Source organism: Colwellia sp. MT41 (assembly GCF_001444365.1).
Classification (GTDB): domain Bacteria; phylum Pseudomonadota; class Gammaproteobacteria; order Enterobacterales; family Alteromonadaceae; genus Colwellia; species Colwellia marinimaniae.
In genome coordinates, this window is sequence record NZ_CP013145.1 from 2,764,158 (window position 1) to 2,786,107 (window position 21,950).

The 21,950-nt window shown below is 38.0% G+C and carries 21 protein-coding genes; 10 read left to right on the forward strand and 11 right to left on the reverse strand.

What is annotated here, in order from left to right; all coding sequences use genetic code 11:
* The first annotated feature begins 9 nt into the window (after positions 1-9).
* Entirely contained in the window at positions 10-744 is a 735-nt protein-coding gene (gene rnt, locus CMT41_RS11835) for a ribonuclease T (RefSeq protein ID WP_058027377.1), read from the forward strand.
* Positions 745-1,071: 327 nt separating this feature from the next.
* On the opposite strand, the gene CMT41_RS11840 is transcribed toward rnt, so the two are convergent.
* On the reverse strand, positions 1,072-1,677 hold the full coding sequence (locus CMT41_RS11840) for a peroxiredoxin (RefSeq protein ID WP_057181705.1): 606 nt from the start codon (positions 1,675-1,677) through the stop codon (positions 1,072-1,074).
* 90 nt (positions 1,678-1,767) lie between these two features.
* Positions 1,768-2,154 carry a Grx4 family monothiol glutaredoxin gene (gene grxD / locus CMT41_RS11845; protein WP_057181509.1) on the reverse strand — a complete coding sequence of 129 codons (387 nt, stop codon included), beginning with the start codon at positions 2,152-2,154 and terminating at the stop codon, positions 1,768-1,770.
* A gap of 287 nt (positions 2,155-2,441) precedes the next feature.
* Between grxD and CMT41_RS11850 the strand changes: the two genes are divergently transcribed.
* Positions 2,442-3,023: a Fe-Mn family superoxide dismutase gene (locus CMT41_RS11850; RefSeq protein WP_057181510.1), complete on the forward strand. Its 582-nt coding sequence runs from the start codon at positions 2,442-2,444 to the stop codon at positions 3,021-3,023.
* Positions 3,024-3,898: 875 nt separating this feature from the next.
* Here CMT41_RS11850 and lolE read toward each other — a convergent pair.
* The 3 genes from lolE to CMT41_RS11865 are packed head-to-tail and all read right to left on the reverse strand — an operon-like array spanning position 3,899 to position 7,229.
* Positions 3,899-5,167: a lipoprotein-releasing ABC transporter permease subunit LolE gene (gene lolE / locus CMT41_RS11855; RefSeq protein WP_058027378.1), complete on the reverse strand. Its 1,269-nt coding sequence runs from the start codon at positions 5,165-5,167 to the stop codon at positions 3,899-3,901.
* A complete protein-coding gene (lolD, locus tag CMT41_RS11860; protein ID WP_058027379.1) occupies positions 5,160-5,924 on the reverse strand; it encodes a lipoprotein-releasing ABC transporter ATP-binding protein LolD in 765 nt (254 codons plus the stop codon). The genes lolE and lolD overlap by 8 nt, the downstream gene beginning before the upstream one ends.
* 12 nt (positions 5,925-5,936) lie before the next feature.
* Positions 5,937-7,229: a lipoprotein-releasing ABC transporter permease subunit gene (locus CMT41_RS11865; RefSeq protein WP_058027380.1), complete on the reverse strand. Its 1,293-nt coding sequence runs from the start codon at positions 7,227-7,229 to the stop codon at positions 5,937-5,939.
* Positions 7,230-7,426: 197 nt separating this feature from the next.
* Between CMT41_RS11865 and CMT41_RS11870 the strand changes: the two genes are divergently transcribed.
* Positions 7,427-8,029, forward strand: a complete 603-nt coding sequence (locus CMT41_RS11870) for a PilZ domain-containing protein (protein ID WP_058028220.1) — start codon at positions 7,427-7,429, stop codon at positions 8,027-8,029.
* Between the two features lie 57 nt (positions 8,030-8,086).
* Here CMT41_RS11870 and CMT41_RS11875 read toward each other — a convergent pair whose 3' ends face one another.
* Complete coding sequence (locus CMT41_RS11875; RefSeq protein WP_083494278.1) at positions 8,087-9,283, reverse strand: methyl-accepting chemotaxis protein; 1,197 nt, start codon at positions 9,281-9,283, stop codon at positions 8,087-8,089.
* 107 nt (positions 9,284-9,390) lie between these two features.
* On the opposite strand from CMT41_RS11875, the gene CMT41_RS18725 reads away from it, so the two are divergent.
* The gene (locus tag CMT41_RS18725; RefSeq protein ID WP_082606539.1) at positions 9,391-9,567 is read left to right on the forward strand and encodes a DUF2897 family protein; all 177 of its coding nucleotides are present in this window, start codon (positions 9,391-9,393) and stop codon (positions 9,565-9,567) included.
* A gap of 29 nt (positions 9,568-9,596) precedes the next feature.
* Here the strand turns inward: CMT41_RS18725 and ppiC are convergent, their stop codons facing one another.
* Positions 9,597-9,875: a peptidylprolyl isomerase PpiC gene (gene ppiC / locus CMT41_RS11880; RefSeq protein WP_057181515.1), complete on the reverse strand. Its 279-nt coding sequence runs from the start codon at positions 9,873-9,875 to the stop codon at positions 9,597-9,599.
* A gap of 305 nt (positions 9,876-10,180) precedes the next feature.
* Here ppiC and can point away from each other — a divergent pair, with 305 nt between their 5' ends.
* Positions 10,181-10,780, forward strand: a complete 600-nt coding sequence (gene can / locus CMT41_RS11885; RefSeq protein WP_057181516.1) for a carbonate dehydratase — start codon at positions 10,181-10,183, stop codon at positions 10,778-10,780.
* A 99-nt stretch (positions 10,781-10,879) separates the two neighbouring features.
* Here the strand turns inward: can and hppD are convergent, their stop codons facing one another.
* The gene (gene hppD, locus CMT41_RS11890) at positions 10,880-11,935 is read right to left on the reverse strand and encodes a 4-hydroxyphenylpyruvate dioxygenase (protein WP_058027382.1); all 1,056 of its coding nucleotides are present in this window, start codon (positions 11,933-11,935) and stop codon (positions 10,880-10,882) included.
* 510 nt (positions 11,936-12,445) lie between these two features.
* On the opposite strand from hppD, the gene CMT41_RS11895 reads away from it, so the two are divergent.
* The 3 genes from CMT41_RS11895 to CMT41_RS11905 are packed head-to-tail and all read left to right on the forward strand — an operon-like array spanning position 12,446 to position 17,269.
* Positions 12,446-14,380, forward strand: coding sequence for a PrkA family serine protein kinase (locus tag CMT41_RS11895; protein ID WP_057181518.1), 1,935 nt, complete (start codon positions 12,446-12,448; stop codon positions 14,378-14,380).
* 52 nt (positions 14,381-14,432) lie between these two features.
* On the forward strand, positions 14,433-15,710 hold the full coding sequence (locus CMT41_RS11900) for a YeaH/YhbH family protein (RefSeq protein WP_057181519.1): 1,278 nt from the start codon (positions 14,433-14,435) through the stop codon (positions 15,708-15,710).
* A 20-nt stretch (positions 15,711-15,730) separates the two neighbouring features.
* Positions 15,731-17,269: a SpoVR family protein gene (locus tag CMT41_RS11905; protein ID WP_057181520.1), complete on the forward strand. Its 1,539-nt coding sequence runs from the start codon at positions 15,731-15,733 to the stop codon at positions 17,267-17,269.
* Between the two features lie 40 nt (positions 17,270-17,309).
* On the opposite strand, the gene fadR is transcribed toward CMT41_RS11905, so the two are convergent.
* Positions 17,310-18,023 (reverse strand): fatty acid metabolism transcriptional regulator FadR, encoded by a 714-nt coding sequence (gene fadR / locus CMT41_RS11910; RefSeq protein ID WP_057181521.1) that lies wholly within the window; start codon positions 18,021-18,023, stop codon positions 17,310-17,312.
* 275 nt (positions 18,024-18,298) lie between these two features.
* Between fadR and nhaD the strand changes: the two genes are divergently transcribed.
* Both nhaD and dsbB read left to right on the forward strand, forming a co-directional pair.
* Positions 18,299-19,699: a sodium:proton antiporter NhaD gene (gene nhaD, locus CMT41_RS11915; protein ID WP_057181522.1), complete on the forward strand. Its 1,401-nt coding sequence runs from the start codon at positions 18,299-18,301 to the stop codon at positions 19,697-19,699.
* A 142-nt stretch (positions 19,700-19,841) separates the two neighbouring features.
* Positions 19,842-20,360, forward strand: coding sequence for a disulfide bond formation protein DsbB (dsbB, locus tag CMT41_RS11920; RefSeq protein ID WP_058027383.1), 519 nt, complete (start codon positions 19,842-19,844; stop codon positions 20,358-20,360).
* Positions 20,361-20,488: 128 nt separating this feature from the next.
* On the opposite strand, the gene CMT41_RS11925 is transcribed toward dsbB, so the two are convergent.
* Together CMT41_RS11925 and CMT41_RS11930 are read right to left on the reverse strand one after the other, a co-directional pair.
* Positions 20,489-21,382 (reverse strand): DMT family transporter, encoded by an 894-nt coding sequence (locus tag CMT41_RS11925; RefSeq protein ID WP_083494279.1) that lies wholly within the window; start codon positions 21,380-21,382, stop codon positions 20,489-20,491.
* Between the two features lie 28 nt (positions 21,383-21,410).
* Positions 21,411-21,932, reverse strand: coding sequence for a YcgN family cysteine cluster protein (locus CMT41_RS11930; protein WP_057181524.1), 522 nt, complete (start codon positions 21,930-21,932; stop codon positions 21,411-21,413).
* Positions 21,933-21,950: the final 18 nt, after the last annotated feature.

Genomic DNA, 21,950 nt, shown 5'->3' on the forward strand with positions numbered 1-21,950 from the left:
ATAGTGACCATGTCCGAATCAAGCTCAATAGATAGCCAACAAAAAACATCAACCAATACTGACAACGTTAAAAGCCAATTTGCTCAAAGATTTCGGGGCTATTTCCCTGTTGTTATCGATGTAGAAACTGCGGGGTTTAATGCCAAAACTGATGCCCTACTTGAACTTGCGGCTTCAATGTTACATCTAGATGAAAGCACAGGTGATTTTTCTATCGATGAAACCATACAATTTAACATTGAGCCTTTTGAAGGGGCTAATCTAGAACCAAAAGCACTGGAGTTTACCGGTATAGACCCTACGAACCCGTTGCGTGGCGCGGTGACGGAAGAAGAAGCACTGAAAACCCTGTTCAAATTGGTGCGTAAAAAAATGAAAGCGGCTGGCTGTCAACGAGCCATTATTGTTGCCCATAATGCCGCCTTTGATTTAGGCTTTTTAAATGCTGCCACCGAGCGCTGTAAAATTAAGCGCAGCCCTTTTCATAGTTTTGTCAGCTTTGATACTACCACGCTTGCTGGTCTTGCCTTAGGCCAGACTGTTTTAGCAAAAGCATGTATCGCAGCCAATATAGATTTTAATAATAATGAAGCGCATAGCGCATTATATGATACCGAAAAAACGGCCGAGTTATTTTGTCATATTGTTAATAGATGGCGTGCGTTAGGAGGTTGGCCGTTAACCGAGACAGAGAATGAGACAGAAAACGAGTCTAAGTCTGAGTCTGAGTCTGAAGCACAGTAAAATAGCCGAGCTTAATCAACATACCTTGGTCACATGTTAATAGATGGCGTGCGTTAGGAGGTTGGCCGTTAACAGAGACAGAGACAGAGAATGAGTCTAAAGCACAGTAAAAACAGCCGAGCTTAATCAACATACCTTGGTCACCTTGTTAATAGCTGGCGTGCGTTAGGGGTGGCCGTTAACCATTAACCGCGGCGGAAATTAAAAATCAAGTTCCGCAATAGTTGGCTTTATTGAATTTTAAAGATAAAAAAACCGCTTACGCGGTTTTTTACTTTACTATGTCGTTAATTAACTTAAACAAGTAACTTAACGATTAAGCAATAATTATAACTTATCTGCATTCTCAGTAAGGTAAGCAGCTACGCCTTCAGTAGACGCTGTCATACCTTTATCACCTTTTTTCCAACCTGCAGGACAAACTTCGCCATGGTCTTGGTGGAATTGTAAGGCATCAACCATACGTAACATTTCATCAACATCACGGCCAAGAGGTAAATCATTCACTACTTGATGACGTACATTGCCTTCTTCATCGATTAAGAATGAACCACGGAAGGCAACACCCGCTTCAGGATGTTCAACACCGTATGCTTTACAAATTTCATGTTTAACATCAGCAACTAATGTGTATTGTACTGGACCAATACCACCGTCGTTTACTGAGGTATTACGCCATGCATTATGAGAAAATTGTGAATCAATTGACACACCAATCACTTCAACACCACGTTTTTTGAATTCTTCCATACGGTGATCAAAAGCTAATAGCTCAGATGGACAAACAAAAGTAAAATCTAACGGGTAGAAAAACACTACTGCTTTTTTACCTTTAATCGCTTCGCTTAATGTAAAGCTATCTACAATCTCACCGTTAGCTAATACTGCTGCGGCAGTGAAGTCTGGTGCTGGACGACCAACTAATACACTCATTTTATGCTCCGTTTTTTTTATGTTAAAAAAGTTTAATAATCTGCCTACAAACATGGTGGCAAATAGTTAAATATCAATCAGATAAGATAATTATTTTTCTTCTACTACAGAACTATCTTCTACTGAACTATCATCTGCTGAACTACCTTCTGTTGAAGCATGTCTGGCTGCGGCTGCTTTCACTAAAGTTTGTAATTCACCTTGCTGAAACATTTCCATAATAATATCGCAGCCACCTACTAACTCACCTTCAACCCATAATTGTGGGAAGGTTGGCCAATCGGCATATTTAGGTAATTCAGCACGAATATCTGGGTTCTGCAAAATATCAACATAAGCAAATTTCTCATCACAAGAAATTAAGGCTTGTGATGCTTGTGATGAAAAGCCACAGTTTGGTAATTTAGGAGACCCTTTCATATATAGCAAGATTGTATTTTTGCTAATTTGTTCTTTAATTCGCTCAATTGTATCCATAACACCCTCTATTAATTAATGCTTATTCTATTCAATTGCATTGATATACCTACATATGGAGATAAAAAATAAATTTACAACTACTTTCAATACAAGGTAATAGAATAAGTACTATGCGCTGAACTAGCTTAACTATTGATTTTTAAAAATATAGCCTTGAAACTTGTCCTAACAACCCTTATATAGGTCTATGACCTGAATAAATAATACTTGAGTATTTTACTCAAGTTTATATGAAAACACACCTATTTTTGGTGGAAAATTAGAATTATAACTAGGAGAGTATCATGGCCATTGAATTACCGGCATTACCTTACGAGCAAAATGCTTTAGAGCCACACATTTCAGCAGAAACTTTATCATTTCATTATGGCAAGCACCACAACACTTATGTTGTTAAGCTTAATGGCTTAATTGGCGGTACTGAGTTCGAAAATAAAAGCTTAGAAGAGATTGTTAAAAGCTCTTCTGCTGGTATTTTTAATAACGCAGCACAAATCTGGAACCATACTTTTTATTGGAACAGCTTAAGTCCAAACGGCGGCGGTGAGCCATCAGGTGATTTACTAGCAGCTATTAACAGTAACTTCGGTTCATTTGATGAATTTAAAGCTAAATTCACTGATAGTGCTATCAATAACTTTGGCTCTAGCTGGACTTGGTTAGTGCAGAATGCAGATGGTAGCTTAGCGATTGTAAACACGTCAAATGCAGCGACACCATTAACTGACGACGGTGTTACACCACTTATTACCGTTGATTTATGGGAACATGCTTACTACATAGATTACCGTAACGTAAGACCTGATTACCTGAAAGGTTTTTGGGCATTAGCTAACTGGGATTTTGCTCAAGCTAACTTTAGCTAGTAAAACCTAGATCTGTATATGCCTAGTGAAGCTTGCTTTACTAGGCATTGTTAATAGAAAGACTTCGAGCCACTGCATTTTATCGCTACCGTAACAACAATAATGATAGCGACCATAGCTACATAAATTAAGGCTTGCCGCTTTAGTTTGCCTAGCCCCTCACCCGAGCCGGCTATATTAAATCAATAATATTCATCGGCATGAGCCAAAATACCACTGACTAGCTTAAATTAACTTAGTTAAATTAATTTAATTTAAATTAAGCTGACTAAAATCAAACCAGATAAAACTTAGCAAAATCGCTTAATAAATAATGCTCAATCAACAAAAATTTAGTAGCGATTACCTTAAGCCAATATGGCTTAACCGATAAAACATAAAATTACCTAGTATTTGCATCAGGCTTTTTAAGTAAACAATTAAAGTTATCATAATTTAGTGAATAAATAGTTATAAAAAGCCAGATTTTCTTTAGACGTCAATTGTTTTTGCATAAAAAAACACGCTAAAAGCCATTTAATTGGCGTAGATAAAAAACTAATGAATAGTTATTCATAAATATAACCCAATAGAAAGTTCAATGTTTATGCATTAGTTTTTCTAATGCCTAGACTACATTTTTTTTAGTTTGTCGACCAAGGGATTCGCCACTATGATAGCTTTGTTTTCTGAGTTAGCGCAATGTTACTTTTTCTTTCTCCCAAAGAGAGTTCATTAACCAGATTACTCTGAAATGATAGCTACTATCTTTTCTCTCTGACATGTTTCTTGGAATTTAACTTCCTTCTATCAACTTGATATTTGAGTTGGCCCGCACTTAGTTTGCGGGCTTTTTTTTGTCTTTTTTTTAGCTAGAGTAAAAGCTATAGAGGTGATTACAGCTGGCCTAACACTTGCGCTGGCTCAATTTTTGTTGCTCGCCATGCCGGATACACGGTTGCCAACAGGCTCATAATTAACGCGGTTATAACGGTGGCGTAAACATCACTAGCATGTAAAACACTCGGTAGGTAGTTAATAAAATAGACATCCCCCGACAAAAAGGTAACCCCAAGCAACTGCTCTAAGCCGCTCATAATATCGGTAAGGTTTAATGCAAAATAAACACCACACAGCGCGCCTAATAGACTACCAACTACCCCATTAACCAAACCTTGAAAAATAAAGGCCAACATTATTGTTTGTGAGCTGGCACCCATGGTTTTTAAAATAGCTATATCACCTTGTTTCTCATTAACCGCCATGATCAAGGTTGAGACAATATTAAAGCTAGCTACCGCGATAACCAGCACCATGACAATAAACATCACCATGCGCACCAACTGGATATCATTAAATAAATGCCCTTGGCTACGAGTCCAATTATTAATATAAACATAATGGTCAAAATTATAGGCAACCTGTCGGGCAATTTTAGGGGCAGCAAATACATCGGCAACTTTCAAGCGTATACTTTGTGTTTCATTACTGGCATAGCCCATAACATCACTGGCCAGGGCCAGGGGAATATAAGCTAAAGTTTCGTCTATGGTGCCGCCAAATTTGAATATAGCAACCACTTCTACCTGACGAGTGATAGGTGAAGAAAAGACTTGTTTAATGTCATTACCCGCTTGTGGTGGTGGTAACAATAACTGTATTTTATCGCCAAGTTGCACGGATAATTTTTTTGCCACGCCGCTACCGATTATGATGCTGTTGCTATTATGATCAGTGACCCTTAAGCCCAACCATTTACCCGCAATAATATAATCATCAATACTCGACACCTGCATTTCAAGCTCGGCATCAACGCCACGTACTTCTACCGCTTTAAGCTGCAAGCCATGTTGCAACATGCCGGTCATTTTTATTACCGGCGCAGCAGCGAGCACTGCTTGCTCATGTTGTACTTTCTTTATACTTTGTCGCCAATTCCTTATCGGCTCGTTAACACTGACAAGCTCAACATGCGGAACAATCGACAGTAGTTTTTGTGATAACTCTCGCTCAAAGCCATTCATCGCGCTGAGCACAATAATAAGTACCGTCACCCCTAAAGCAATACCTAGGGTAGAAGAAGCAGAGATGAAAGCAGAAAAACCATTACCATGTCGGCTACGCACATAACGCCAGCCTAAAAAAATACTTAAGGGTTTAAACATATTTATCACTTACTGGTCGACTATTTTGACTTAAAACACTGTTAGCGTCATCGGTGACTAATTGCTTATTACCCTCATCGAACAAGGGTGATAATTGCCCCTGTACCAACTTCACTTGCCTATCCATACGTTTTGCCAAGACAAGATCATGAGTCACAATGACGAAACTTGTCTGAGCCGTCTTATTTAGCCTACGGATCAGTTGATAAATTTGCTCGGCGGTATCACTATCTAAATTCCCTGTTGGCTCATCAGCCAAGACTAAAGAGGGTTTGGTAACCAAGGCTCGAGCAATCGCCACGCGTTGACGTTCGCCACCTGATAATTGTGAAGGCCGGTAATCAATTCGATGACTTAAGCCAACCTGGTCAAGCATATTCTTGGCGGCTAACAATGCATCTTTAGGTTTGTCACCTCTAATCATCAATGGCATAGCAACATTTTCTTGAGCGCTAAATTCCATCATCAAATGGTGAAATTGATAAATGAAACCAATATGCTGATTTCTAAATTTAGCTCTTTCTTTGTCTGATAATTGGTGAATATCGATGCCATTGATAAGCACCTTGCCTGAAGTAGGCGTATCTAAAGCGCCGGCAAGGTGTAAGAAGGTACTTTTCCCGCAGCCCGAGCTACCCACAACGGCAAGAAGCTCACCTTTGTCAACACTGAGGTCTAAGTCTTTTAATACCTTAGTTTCGATGTCACCTTGCTTATATGATTTAGTTAGTTGACAACACTGTAATACTTTACTCATTAGTTCATAACCTTATTCATTTCGTAACACCTGCGCCGGCTGAGTGGTCGACGCTTGATATGCCGGATAAAGTGTGGCAAGAAAACTCATGACCAGTGCTGATAAAATAATAGTTAGCACATCAAAGAACTCCAACTTTATCGGTAAACTTTGTACGCCGAAGCCAAATAAATTAACCCCTATCACCAGCATTATATCGTTGAGATTCAGTGCTAATATCACGCCAATAACCCCACCTAAGCTAACGCCCCACAAACCATTAACCATGCCCTGAGTGATAAAAATCTTAATCACATCAGTACGCGCCAAACCTAATGTTTGTAATATGCCAATTTCAGCTTGTTTATCAACAACAACCATCACCAGCGCCGAGACAATATTAAAGGTAGCAACAGCAACAATTAAACTAAGCATTAACCACATCATATTTTTTTCCATTTTCACTGCGGAAAATAATGCCCCTTGGCTTTCATTCCAAGTGCTAAAACTAACGGAATGCAGAGGATTGCCTGTTTGCTTACGTAGTTGTGCACTTTGTTGCTTACTTTCAAGTGCGGTTACTACTTGCTGGGCATTAAAGGCGTCATCTAAATAAAGGCGTAATTTATCAATACCATCGCCCGTTCGCCTGAGTAATTTTGCGCCATAGCGACTGTCCACATAAACCATGGCATCATCAACTTGTGAGCCAATATGAAAAATACCTGCCACGGTAAAAACACGTTGTACCGGTATACGCCCCATGGGGGTAAAAACGCTCTTATTGGGCAGTACCAAACGCACTTCATCACCCAGGCTCACTTGTAATTTATTGGCTAATGACTGCCCTAATACTAAGGAGTAGCTTTGGGTCGAAAGATTTGCCAGACTACCGGCAACCATATGACTGCTAATAATATTTTGTCTTTCAAATTTAGGCATAATACCTTGTAGTAAAACGCCTTGAAGACCTGTTGTCGATTGAATTAAGGCCTCACTTTCCAGAAAAGGTGTCACTTGCAGCACATGAGGCTGGGTAAGAAGTTCTTTGCGTAAGCTTTGCCAATATGAGTTTTCCGTAGCACCAGTGCCTTTATCAGCATCTTTATCAGGAAAGTCACTGACAATGACATGGGGGACAATACCTAAGATGCGTTTTTTTAACTCACCTTCAAAACCGTTCATCACGGAGACCACGGTAATCAGTGATGCCACCCCTAATAAAATACCGACAGTGGAAAAGAAAGTAATAAAAGAAACAAAGCCAGTGGGGCTTTTACTACGACTATAACGTAGCCCGATGAAGATGCTAATAGGTTGAAACATTAGGTATTATTATTTTATCTGCGGCCAATTTAGAATGGTCTGTAGCATAACACAGTCACTATAATTGTCTGAGATAAATAGCCGGAGGGATAGGTATAGTTACAATTTTCTGTTATAAGTTTCAGCTATGGTATTATTTTTTTTGAACTTTTACCTTATTTATGAAAAGCACTCTCTTTTAAATGGAAACTGATCCGATGATTACTCATTCCCTTGAACAAAAATTAAGCCTATATCATGAGTTTTTTGCCATTGAGCATGACTTCTCGGTAAATATTACCACCATAAAAAAAGAGGAAGCCAGTAGTTTTGCACAATTTATGAGCCGTATGCCAATGCCATTTAAACTGTCAACTGAGATGAACTCAATCGATCAATCCGCGTTAAGATCATTACAAAGTTTAGGCAATAGCGCAGCTCAACTAGTCAGCTTCCTTAATCAACAATCACAGAAAATTGATTTACTGGTCGGCTATATTCTTAGTCAACAAGATGAAGTTCAATATAGGTACCAAGGCATAAAGTTTGGCGGTGGCGGCATTAAATTTATCGCGCCAACTGTATTTAGTATTGGCCAAATACTTGAGCTAAAAATATTTTTACTGGAAAATAATTGTGCTATCTATTGTTATGGTGAAGTAGTCGAGGTTGAGTCGGCTAATGAACAGTTTGCCTACAAGGTAACTTTTCACTTTATACGAGAAGAAGATAGAGAGATATTGGTGCGTGCCAGTTTACATGAGCAATCTAAACAATTACAAAAACTGGCGAAATTACGCAATCAAGAAAATGATCGATAAAGCAAACACTTATCTTATTTAAAGTAAAACATCTGCGACTCATTTAGAACATAAAAACTAAACACAAATTCTATTGATAGCCTGCTCTACTTCTTTGGACGTTTGTTGCTGCTGCTCGGCATGTGCGGCAACAGAATTTAAACCACTGTTGATATCATGACTTAAGGATACTACCGCTAACATAGTGTCATTAATCGATGACGTTGCGCTTTGTTGCGCCAACGTTGTACTGGCGATTTGTGATGTTAAATTATCAACATCTTGACAAGCATAACCAATTTTATCTAATGCTTTAACAACGTCAGCGGAATACTTTAACGAGTCTTGGGTTAACTTATGGCCTTTACTGATACTATTGACGGCATTGCTTGATTTAGTTTGTAAGCGCTCAACCATAGCTTGTATTTCTACCGTTGACTCTTGAGTTCGGTGCGCTAAGGCTCGAACTTCATCAGCAACAACAGCAAAACCTCGGCCCTGCTCACCCGCGCGCGCAGCTTCAATGGCCGCATTTAAGGCAAGTAAATTGGTTTGCTCGGCAATACCTTTAATAACATCTAAGACAGAGCCGATACGAGCACATTCCTCTTGCAGTAAAGCAAGCTCTTTTGCCATATCCCCCACTTCACTCGCCACAGCCTCAATAGTTTTTTGACTAATATTAGAGGAATTGACTCCTTCGGCTAAGGTTTCCATGACTGAACTAGTTGTTTCACTTACTTGTTCAGCACTGTTTGATAAACTTGATGAGGTATTGGCTACATCCTCAATCGACTCTGCCATTTGCGCAATTTGTACGCTTGAGTTTTCCACCAACTTGATTGACTCGCTCATTTGCTGAGACAACGAAGTAGACCCTTGGCATAACACTTCTGACTCTTGGCGGATAACGTTAACTACATCGGCTAAACCAACAATAAAATGACTAAGCTCATTGGTTACTTGCGCAAGATCATCATTGGCAGGATCTTTTAATGGCTCTGCTGGCGCTTCTTCGGTACTGACAACCATATCAATATAAGCATTTAAACGCAGTAATCGATTGGTTAACATATGGGTGAAAAAAAAGTAGCTCACCAGGCTTTGTAACACCACTAAAGCACTGAATATTACCACCAAGGTAAAGTTACTCACTGAGTCGATCATAAAAAAAGTGCTAAAAATAAATACTAAGCCTATGGCTAAATTGGGTATAAGGAGCTTTATCGATAGTTTACTGAGCATACTATTTTCTCTTTTGTTTTTTTTATTCATACTAGGAATTTTTATACTAAGTATTTTATATAGTAGAATAAATTACCTGTACAGCATTATTTTTGCTAGTATTTTCATCAAAGTTATCAAAAAAGGTATTAGCATCTATGTCATTAATCGCAATAATTATTATAACCCTTGCTATAGGTATTATCCCTGGAGGAATTTTGTTATTAAGAAAATCGGCGAAAAAATTTAATTTAACACCAGAGCAACTGCTAAAAATTAAGCAGCGTAACGAAATGCTTGATAAAGAAGATCAAGAAGAACAAGACAAAAAATAAGAAGAGAGCAACAGGATTAAAATAATTCGTTAATTTCGGTATAGGGTTTTAATCAAATGATAGCCAAATTTTGTTTTTATCGGTCCGTGTACTTTTAATATCGGTCTTTTAAAGACAACATCATCAAAAGCTTTCACCATTTTTCCGCGGCGAAACTCGCCCAAATCACCACCTTTTTTCTTCGATGGACAAAGGGAATATTTTTTTGCTAGTACGCCAAAATTAGCACCGTTAGCAAGTTGTGCTTTTATTTCTATCGCTTGTTGTTCAGTTTTCACTAAAATATGTAATGCACATGCACTCGCCATAGCTGTTATACCTATTGAGTTGAGATTATTGTTGTTATTATACTAGATATACTAAGAGCAATGGCACTAATTATTTGCTGGTCTAAAAATGGTCTAAAAATGGTCTAAACTGCCAATTTTACCCTTATATTTACTGCCCTAGTTCGCTTTGACTCAAGTAAGCTATTGGCTTTTAAAAGGTCCCTCATTGAACATTGACTATTTAATGAGCTCAAATACCACAAAATTACAAATAATTACTTTTACTTACCTTTTTCATGACATAATATGTCAATGAATTTAACTACTCGGCGTGACTTATACTTATGAAAACAATCCAACACCTGTTTGATAATAATAAACGATGGGCAGAAAAAATTACTAAAGAAAACCCTGGTTTTTTTAAATCTTTATCTGAACAACAATCACCCAAATACTTATGGATAGGTTGCTCTGACTCTCGTGTACCTGCCAATGAGTTACTTGGTATGCAACCTGGTGAAGTCTTTGTACACCGTAATATAGCGAACCAAGTTATTCATACCGACTTAAACTGTTTATCTGTTATTCAATATGCCGTCGATGTATTAAAAGTACAGCATATTATCGTTTGTGGTCATTATGGTTGTGGTGGTGTCAGTGCCGCCCTGGATAATAAAAGCCATGGCCTTATTGATAACTGGTTACGCCATATTGAAGATGTTTACCGTTTCCATAAAGAAGAGATGGACAAGCTTACCGATGAGAAAGAGCGGATTAATTTATTATGTGAGCTCAATGTTATCGAGCAAGTAGCCAATATATGTAAAACCACCACCTTGTTAACAGCTTGGCATAATAAACAAGATATTACTGTGCATGGCGTAGTATACAACTTACACGATGGCATTTTAAAAGATCTTAACGTGTCTGCCAACAGCAAATAAACAGGAGTATATTTAGTTAACTAGACAGACAAGCAATAAAAAACCAGCAAACTTAACTCAGTTAGCTGGTTTTTAGCAAAATATATCCTTGCTTATTTACTATAAAACGCCACGTTCAATTTGATTTAATTCAATTGATTTAAACAAGGTTGAAAAATTACCCTCACCAAAACCTTGATCATTCACTCGCTGGATCATTTCAATAAATATGGGACCGAATAAGTTTTTAGTAAATATCTGCAATAAGTAAGTATTTTCACCTTGGCTATCAACCAAAATTTGATGCTCTTTAATCTTATCTTTATCTTCTTTTACCCAAGGTACGCGGTCAAATATATCATCATAATACTCAGGCAAAATATTTAGCGTATCAATAATGTCGCTATCTAACTTATCAAGTGAGCCGACAAGATCATCCGTTATAAAAGCTAAATGCTGCACGCCAGGGCCATTATATTCTTTTAAATACTCATCAATTTGATTATTGGTACTGCCTTTACCTTCATTAATGGGTATACAGAATTTACCACAAGGTGATTGCAGTGCATAAGAGATCAATGCTGTTTTAACACCTTTGATATCAAAATAGCGAATTTCGGTAAAACCAAAAACGTCTTTATAAAAATCAGCCCATTTATGCATGGTGCCTTGACGAACATTGTTAGTCATATGATCAACCGCTAAAAAGCCTTTGTCTTCAACGATAACGGGCTCATCAATATCTTCAAAGTCGGTATCATAGATCAAACCTTTATTTTTACCTGTTCTGGCAAAGTTATCGATGAAATAGATAAGGCTATCACCAATACCAAAAATTGCTGGATAGGGAAGTTTGTTGGCTTCATTTTCTGCAGATTTTGCACCACGCTTCACCGCTTCAGTAAAAGCAAAATCAGCATCTTCAACACGCCAGCCCATAGAACAAATGGCAGGACCATGACTTTTAGCAAATTCTTTAGAAAAACCTGATTTTTCATTATTGATAAGAAAATGGATGTCATTTTGATTATAGTAATCAACATCACGTCCTTTCATTTTTTTGGTTTTAGAAAAACCAAAGCCATAAAAAGCTTTTTCCATAAAATCAGAGTCGGGGGTGGCATATTCAGTAAACTCAATACCACAAAGTTTTAATGGGTTCTTACATTCGGTCATTGTTATTTCTCTTCCAATCATATTCTTATATTAAAGCTATTATCAATGGCAAAGCTTAGAAGCGAAAGAGCTGTTAGTACGAGGCCTAATCTATGGTTGTAACAGAAATTGTACGAGTATTTTGTTAAAAACCTTGCTCACTGCTAACAAGGCTATACTGATGCTAGTAGTCCACTGTATACATTTATGTACAGTGGTAATTTGCACTAATAGAATCAGCACTACTCACTTGATATTTACCTGATAGCAAGCACTGGTGTTACTGACCTACTATGCTTTCAAGCAATAAAACAGCAATTACCATGGTTGTATATAAAATAGCTAGTTGATCTCTCATGGATTTTTCTGGGCAATTACAATTTAATTCTATAAATTTCTTAGCAAAATCAGCCAGAACAACTAACCTTAAATTATAGCAGGTGCTTTTTACTTTACCTTTACAAGCTGTTAGGTACTAACTTTTGCTAATTTATCTTAAATGGATAGTTTTTCGCTCTTTTGGAGGTAGTTATGAGTATTTTTCAACATTATCAATCACGTTATGAACAAGCCCAACAAGAAGAATTTAGCTTGCAAGAATTTTTAACTATCTGTAAAGACGATAATCTAGCTTACGCTAGTGCATCAGAACGCTTACTTCTTGCCATTGGTGAACCTGAAATGGTAGATACCGCCACAGACCCGAAACTCAGTAGGATATTCTCCAACAGGGTTATTAAGCGCTATCCTGCTTTTACCGACTTTTACGGCATGGAAGAAGCCATTGAGCAAATAGTTTCTTATCTAAAACATGCTTCACAAGGATTAGAAGAGCATAAACAGATCTTGTATTTATTAGGCCCGGTAGGCGGCGGTAAATCATCAATAGCGGAAAAATTAAAATTCCTGATGCAACAAAAGCCTATTTATGTTTTAAGCGCCAATGGCATACGTAGTCCGGTAAATGATCACCCCTTCTGCTTATTTGATGCAAATTCAGACGGTAAAATCTTAAAAGAAGAATACAATATCCCAGAGCGTTACTTGAACAATATTATTTCTCCTTGGGCGGCAAAACGCTTACATGAATATAAAGGTGATATTGCTCAATTTAAAGTGATCAAAATTCATCCTTCTATTTTGGATCAAATTGCCATCGCTAAAACCGAGCCTGGTGATGATAATAATCAAGATATCTCAGCACTTGTTGGTAAAGTTGATATTAGACAGCTTGAGCATTTTGCTCAAAATGATGCGGATGCTTATAGTTATTCAGGCGCATTGTGTCGATCCAATCAAGGTTTGATGGAATTTGTTGAAATGTTTAAAGCACCCATTAAAGTGCTGCATCCATTACTTACCGCTACCCAAGAAGGTAATTACAACCCAACTGAGGGGCTTTCAGCTTTACCCTTTAACGGTATTATACTTGCCCATTCAAATGAATCTGAATGGCAAAACTTTAGAAATAACAAAAACAACGAAGCCTTCTTAGACCGGGTATATATTGTTAAAGTGCCTTATTGCATGCGTATTTCTGAAGAAGTTAAGATCTATAAAAAACTACTTGAAAACAGCGAATTAAAAACGGCGCAATGTGCGCCAGATACTTTAGATATTCTTGCGCAATTCTCGGTCTTATCTCGTTTAAAAGACCCTGTTAACTCAAGCATTTATTCAAAAATGCGTGTTTATAATGGCGAGACTCTTAAGGATACCGATCCAAAAGCAAAATCCTATCAAGAGTACCGTGACTATGCTGGTATTGATGAAGGCATGTCAGGACTTTCTACTCGCTTTGCTTTTAAGATTTTATCTCGGGTATTTAACTTCGATAGTGCTGAAGTCGCGGCAAACCCAGTGCACTTATTCTATGTATTAGAGCAACAAGTTGAACGAGAGCAACTGCCTAAAGAAACCGCAGAGCGCTATATGGAATTTATCAAAGGCTACCTGACCCCTCAATATATTGAGTTTATTGGTAAAGAAATTCAAACCGCCTACTTAGAGTCTTACTCCGAATACGGACAAAACATTTTTGACCGATATGTTACTTATGCAGATTTTTGGATTCAAGATCAAGAGTATAGAGATGCAGAGACCGGTCAGCTATTTGATCGTCAATCTCTTAATGATGAATTAGAAAAAATTGAAAAACCAGCAGGTATAAGCAACCCGAAGGATTTCCGTAATGAAATAGTTAATTTTGTCCTACGGGCAAAAGCCAATAATAATGGTCAAAATCCACTTTGGACTAGCTATGAAAAACTACGTACTGTTATTGAGAAAAAAATGTTTTCCAATACTGAAGATTTATTACCTGTTATTTCTTTTAATGCTAAAACATCAAGCGATGACCAACAAAAACATGATGATTTTGTTAAACGTATGATGACAAAAGGCTATACCCAAAAGCAAGTACGCTTATTATCTGAGTGGTATTTACGGGTTAGAAAGTCTTCTTAAGTCGTATCTCTTGCGCAATAGGGATAAGCTAAAAAAGAGATAAGGATAATATATGGCCAATTTTATTGATAGACGTCTTAACAGTAAAAATAAAAGTACCGTTAATCGTCAACGCTTTTTAAGGCGTTATAAAAATCAAATTAAAAAATCTGTCTCGGATGCAATAAACCAACGAGGTGTGACAGATATAGATTCTGGTGAAAGCATCATTATCCCCAAACAGGATTTATCCGAGCCGATTTTCCATCAAGGTGATGGCGGTATAAAAGATAGAGTACATCCAGGCAATGATCAATATTCTCCTGGTGATAAAATCCCTCGTCCGCCGAAACAGCAAGGCCAAGGGTCTGGTCAAGGGGATGCTAGTAATAGCGGGGAAGGCGAAGATGACTTTACCTTTTCCATTTCAAAGGAAGAATATCTAAACCTTCTTTTTGAAGACTTAGAGCTACCCAACCTTGAGAAAAATCAATTAGATAAGATGATTGAATATAAAACGGTGCGCAGTGGTTTTTGCACCCAGGGTGTGGCATCAAATATAGATATAGTCAAATCACTGCAAGGATCCATTGCCCGTCGTATAGTAATGACCTGCTCAAAACGTAAAAAGTTAAAAGAGCTTGAGCAAGAACTTTTAGCGCTTAGTCAAGATACCCATGATCATATTCAACAAGAGCGTGCGTTGCGACTTGAGATTAAAACACTAAAAAACAAAATAGCTAAAGTCCCTTTTATTGATACTTTCGACTTACGTTTTCGCAATTATGCTAAGCAAGCAGTACCGACGTCAAAAGCGGTAATGTTTTGCTTAATGGATGTTTCAGGCTCGATGGATCAAGCAACAAAAGAAATGGCAAAACGCTTTTATATTTTACTTTATCTATTTCTTAGTCGTACCTATAAAAATATTGATGTTATTTATATCCGACATCATACCCAAGCGAAAGAAGTCGATGAACATGAGTTTTTTTACTCCCAAGAGACCGGCGGAACAATTGCCTCAAGTGCCTTAGAGTTAATGAATGATATTATCTGCGAACGCTATAATGATAATCAATGGAACATTTATGGTGCCCAAGCTTCTGATGGCGATAACTGGGCAGATGACTCGCCCCGCTGTCAAACAATTTTAGAGCAACAAATACTGCCTAAAAGCCGCTATTTTAGTTATATAGAAATAACCCAAAGAGCACACCAAACCCTATGGAAACACTATCAAGCAGTGGAGCAGTCTAATACTAATTTTGCCATGCAGCATATCAAATCAGTCGCTGATATTTACCCGGTATTTAGGGAGCTTTTCAAAAAGAACACACAAAATGCCACGTAACTTATTAAATGGGGTGATAGATGACAAACACTAATGATGATACCGCTCAAAAAACTAAAGTAACGCCTTTAGACGATAGTCCAGATTGGACTTTTGACTTGCTTGGACAATATCAGCGAGAGATTGCGCGTGTTGCTGACTTTTACCGCCTTGATACTTATACCAATCAAATAGAGGTGATCACGGCGGAACAAATGATGGATGCATATGCCAGTGCGGGCATGCCTCTCGGTTATAGTCATTGGACCTTCGGCAAAAAATTCATTCAAACGGAACAAAACTATCAACGAGGACAGATGGGCTTAGCTTATGAAATTGTAATAAATTCAGATCCTTGCATTTCATACTTGATGGAAGAAAACACCATGACCATGCAAGCACTGGTCATGGCACATGCTTGTTATGGTCATAACTCTTTCTTTAAAGGAAATTATTTATTTAAATCATGGACTGATGCCAGTTCAATTATCGACTACTTACTTTTTGCCAAAAGTTATATTGCCAAGTGTGAACTAAAATATGGTATCAGTGAGGTAGAAGCTACTTTAGATGCCTGTCATGCCTTAATGAGTCATGGTGTTGACCGTTATAAGAGACCACAAAAAATATCACTCGATGAAGAACTTAGAAGACAATCTGAACGTGCTGAATATTTGCAATCACAGGTAAACGCTTTATGGCGCACTGTCCCTAAAAAAGCACAGCAAGACGATGAGAAAAAAAACATATTCCCCAAAGAGCCTCAAGAAAATCTTTTATATTTTATTGAGAAAAATGCCCCTTTGCTCAAACCTTGGCAAAGAGAAATTGTCAGAATAGTCAGGAAAATATCGCAATATTTCTACCCGCAGAAACAAACTCAAGTGATGAATGAAGGTTGGGCCTGTTTTTGGCACTACACTATTTTAAACCACTTATATGATGAGGGCTTAGTCACAGATAAATTTATGCTGGAATTTTTACACAGTCATACTAATGTCATTGCTCAACCTGAATACAACAGTAAATATTATTCAGGTATAAATCCTTATGCTTTAGGTTTTAATATGTTCATTGATATCAGACGTATTTGTGAACACCCAACAGAAGAAGATAAAGAATATTTTCCTGAAATAGCGGGCAGTAACTGGCTAGATACTTTACATTTTGCCATGGAAAACTTTAAAGATGAAAGTTTTATCAGCCAATATTTATCGCCAAAACTAATGCGTGACTTTAAATTCTTTCATATTCATGATGATAGTGACAATAATTATGTTGAAATTGGTGCTATTCATAATGAGCAAGGCTATAAAAAAGTTCGTCAAAACCTAGCAAATCAGTATAACCTCAGTAATATTGAAGTAAATATCCAAATAATTGATGCAAATGTTGATGGTGACAGAGCGCTAACCCTTAGATACACGCCACACAATGGGGTAGAGCTGGGGGAATCAAAAGATGAGGTATTAAAGCACCTGCATTATTTATGGCACTTTGACGTTAAGATTGTGCAAGAAATGAAGTCAGGTGAAGATAAGATCATTGCCAGCTGTCCACAAAAAAATAAAGACGACTAGCGTCGTCTTTATTTATGTTGATGAGCAAATCTATCAAACATTAATCATTAGATAATTCTTTTAATACGTCATCCTTAAGATCTGCCCACAATTTTCCTGATTCAATACCATACTTACGTACAGCCAAAATCGCTTCATCGAATTTATTAGCTTTAGCAAGCTCTATTAACGATTGATAATAAGCCCTAGATATCTCCCTGCCTTTAGGGTGAGCAAAATACAAACTACCAATACGTGAATATAAACCTCTAAAACCATTAAGAATTAATAAATAAATAGAGTTACCTGACGCTACCACTAATGCTTTATTTAATTCATAATCAAATTGTGCAAAGGCTTCACCCGTATCTTCTACATCTAAATAACCTTGCAGGCATTCAATGGCTTTCTCAGGGTTATTTTTTAATGCCCCACGAATATAAATAGCACTGATATTGGTACGCGCTGATAATAAGTTGTCAACTAAATCAGGAATACCCTCTTGATCTAATTGTGCCAGCGTTTCGAGGATATTTAAGCTTGAGGTTTCCCAAAAATTATTTACTTTAGTCGGCTTACCATGTCGAATGGTTAACCAACCGTCACGCGCTAAACGCTGTAAGACTTCTCTAAGGGTAGTTCGCGTCACTCCGATAAGTTCAGAGAGTTCACGTTCTGCTGGTAATATAGTGCCGGGAGGAAAACCACCATTCCAAATGGATTCAACGATATATTGTTCTGCAAATCCTGCTGGGCTTTTAGCTTTTATGACCATTGACTATAATTACCTGATAATAGTTGTAAATTGAGGATGGATTTTCAACAGATTGTACCAGAAGTATAGTTATGCACAAGAGCCTTACAATTACTCGCTGGTGAAAGTAAAAACTAAGCATTCGCTTGTTATAAGTCAAATAGATAATTACTATCAATAAAATTAATGAATTTCAAAGGCTTTGTTGTATCATTATGTTAAAAGTTTGATAGAATTCCAAGCTAATAATAATCGCTAAAATTGCATACAATTTCACAGCCCATTTAGAGAATTACATGAAACAACTTTTATACGTTTTACTGGCGTTATCTGCGGTGCTCTTTCCAAGCATAGCTTTCGCTGCCGAGGCAGCACACCAAAATATTGATTTAACTAGTCACTGGATTGGCTACACCGCTATAGCAATTTTTGTTCTAGCCTATACTCTGGTTATTTTAGAAGAACAGTTGCACCTGAGAAAATCAAAACCGGTACTGCTTGCTGCCGGCCTTATTTGGATATTAATTGCTGCCTATTATAACTCTCAAGGTATGCCAGACGCTGCTGCTGTAGCCATTCGTCATAATTTCTTAGAATATACCGAGTTATTCTTCTTTTTATTAGTCGCGATGACTTACATTAATGCCATGTTAGAGCGTGATGTTTTTAATGCTTTGCGCGATTGGTTAGTACAAAAAGGCTTTAGCTATAAAACGCTATTTTGGCTAACCGGTATTCTGGCCTTCTTTATCTCACCTATTGCAGATAACTTAACCACGGCACTTATTATGTGTGCGGTAGTTTTAGCGGTTGGTAAAGATGAGCCTAAATTTATTGCCATGAGCTGTGTCAATATTGTCATTGGCGCAAATGCCGGTGGTGCATTTAGCCCATTTGGTGACATTACTACCCTAATGGTATGGCAAAAAGGTATTCTTGAGTTTACTGATTTCTTTGCGCTATTCTTACCAGCGGTAGTGAACTTTGTTATTCCTGCCTTTATTATGCAATTCTTTATACCTACAGGTAAGCCAAGTGCTATTACAGGCGAAATGACGCCGATCAAAAAAGGCGGATTAACCATAGTCGGCTTGTTTATTTTGACTATTATTACGGCAGTATCTTTCCATAACTTCCTACATTTACCACCCGTATTTGGCATGATGTTAGGTTTATCTTATTTGAAATTCTTTGGTTACTATCTTCGTCAATCAGGTCTAGGTGAAATCGACAAATCAGATTCACCTACCGGACATATAATTAATGATGATTTTGATATTTTTGACAAAATTGCCAAAGCCGAATGGGATACACTGTTCTTCTTCTACGGCGTTATTTTAGCGGTTGGTGGTTTAGGCTTTATTGGTTACTTAGGCATGGCTTCAGAATTCATGTACGGCGAATTAGGGGCAACGAATGCCAATATTATAGTCGGTCTATTATCAGCCATTGTTGATAACATCCCGGTGATGTTTGCGGTATTAACCATGAACCCTGATATGTCAGACACCCAATGGTTGCTCGTTACACTAACGGCGGGTGTCGGTGGTAGTTTATTATCTGTTGGCTCTGCTGCGGGTGTTGCGCTAATGGGACAAGCACGCGGCTATTATACCTTCTTTAGTCACTTAAAATGGACGCCGGTAATTGCCCTTGGCTACGCTGCCAGTATTTATGTGCATTTATTAATAAACTAATCGTCGCTATTAAATGCTGACATTAATAATGTCATATTAATGTCAGGAGAAAGCCAATCAGCTTTTTCTTCATGGTACCTTTTAAAAAAGCTTCTATTTGGTTAGGAGCTTTTTTTTTACTCAATTTGTTAAAGGAGCTTTTGTGAATTACTTAAGCAATATCACCACACGTCAAAAACCATGGTTACTACTGGCTATCTCAGCTATAACCCTAGAGCTATCTGCTTTATTTTTTCAATATGTTATGGATTTAGCGCCTTGCATTATGTGTGTCTATCAACGCCTTGCTATCTTGGCAATATTTGCCGCCGGCGTTATTGGCACTGTCGGTTGTCAAAATGTATTTGCCAGAACATTGGCCTACCTATCTTGGGGGGGGAGCGCAATTTGGGGGCTAATCATAGCTTTAGAGCATGTTGACATGCAAGCGAACAGCGGTTCACTTTTTTTTAGCTGCGAGTTTATTCCTAACTTCCCTACTTGGGCGCCTTTACATCAATGGCTACCCTTATTATTTGAAGCAACGGGTGATTGTGGCGAGATAAGCTGGCAGTTTTTCGGCTTCAGTATGCCTCAGTGGATGGTGGTTATTTATGCTCTTTATACCCTAGCTTTCGCTGTTGTCCTTGTTAATCGTCTTATCTGTGCGAAAAAGCCATAAGACATAAGGCATAGGTCGAAGTGAAGATAAAAAGAGCAGATGCTAGCGTTAACAGTGTCTGCTCTTTTTCTTATACGGAGTTTGCTCGTTGCTGACCTTTTTTGAGTAAGGCTATTAAGTAAACCGCATTAACGCCTGCCCATACTCACTGACCATGTTTCAAATATAGCGGCGCTGACCACCATTAGTCCACCGACCATAGTTAAAACGTTAGGACGTTCATGTAAAAGCATAAAGGCTAGTACGCTACCGTACAAGGGTTGTAAGCAAGAGATCAAGCCCGCTGTAGTTGCCGACAAATGCCGTAAACTTGAGGCAAATAGGGCGTGAGGAGTCGCAGTAAAGACGATACCAACCAATAATAGCAATAACCAGTCTCTTTCGGTTACTTGCCCTAGTGGTACCTCAATAAAAAGGCACAGCATCAAACAAGCAACTAATGTTTGATACAGCATGGTATGAGGCCCAGAATAATGGGAAAAATAATTTTTATGTAGGATATTTCTTAAGGCAAAAAATAGCGCTGAAAATATTCCGGTAACAATACCGAGAGTTATTTGATTACCTAAGCTTATTTCAGGTATTAACAAGACAATACCGACAATAACAACTACCGCCATCAGCATATCTTTTACTTTTGGCAAACTTTTATTAAACAGCGGTTCAATAAATACCGTTATTACCGGGTAAGTAAAAAAAGCAATGATACCGACAGTGATCCCGGCCATTTGCATCGCGGCAAAATAAGTAACCCAGTGTATGCCGACGACCACACCCAGTAATAAGGCTATACCATAGTCTTTCCTACTGGCTAAAGTGATTTTTTTCTTTTGCAACGTGAGCAAGGTAAAAAGCGCCAAGGCGGCTATACCCGTCCGGTACACCGTTATATCAAGCGCTGGCAAGCCAATCAACTTAGAAAAAAGCGCGGTACCACCAAAAAGAAAAACGGCGATATGTAAATAGAGCAAGCTTTGTTGCTCGACATTTACCATTGCAGGACTTTGACCGGTGTTTTTCATGATTAGGTGGGCATTATTTTAGTATGGCTTAATCAAGATCATTTAATGGCCAAAGGACAATATAATCTTCAAAATTTTCAATACTGACTTCATTATCTTTGACTATTTTCCCTCTTACCGACATACCCGCTTTATGCATTGCTGATTTTTTCCCATTATGCAACAAAGGGTGCCATGACGGCATACCTCGTCCTTCTTGTAGGCGGCGGTAGGTACAACTTGGCGGCATAAAAAACACCGCAGCAATATTATCTTGTGTTAAACGTACGCAGTCAGGCACTAACGTGGTACGTTGCTCATATTTAGAACATTGGCAAGATTTCTCATTGAGTAAATGACAAGCAATATTAGAGTAAAAGATCTGTTCTCCCTCTTTGATATGGTCGGTCGGTAAAAGCTCCTTCGCCTCATCAGTATGCTCGTCATCAATAAATTTATTCAGACAGCATTTAGCACAGCCATCACACAATGACTCCCATTCAGGGCGAGTCATTTCTGCTAGGGTTTTAGTTTGCCAAAAAGGCTGTTCTACTGTTTTTGTATTGTTCATTTACTACTACTTTCTTTA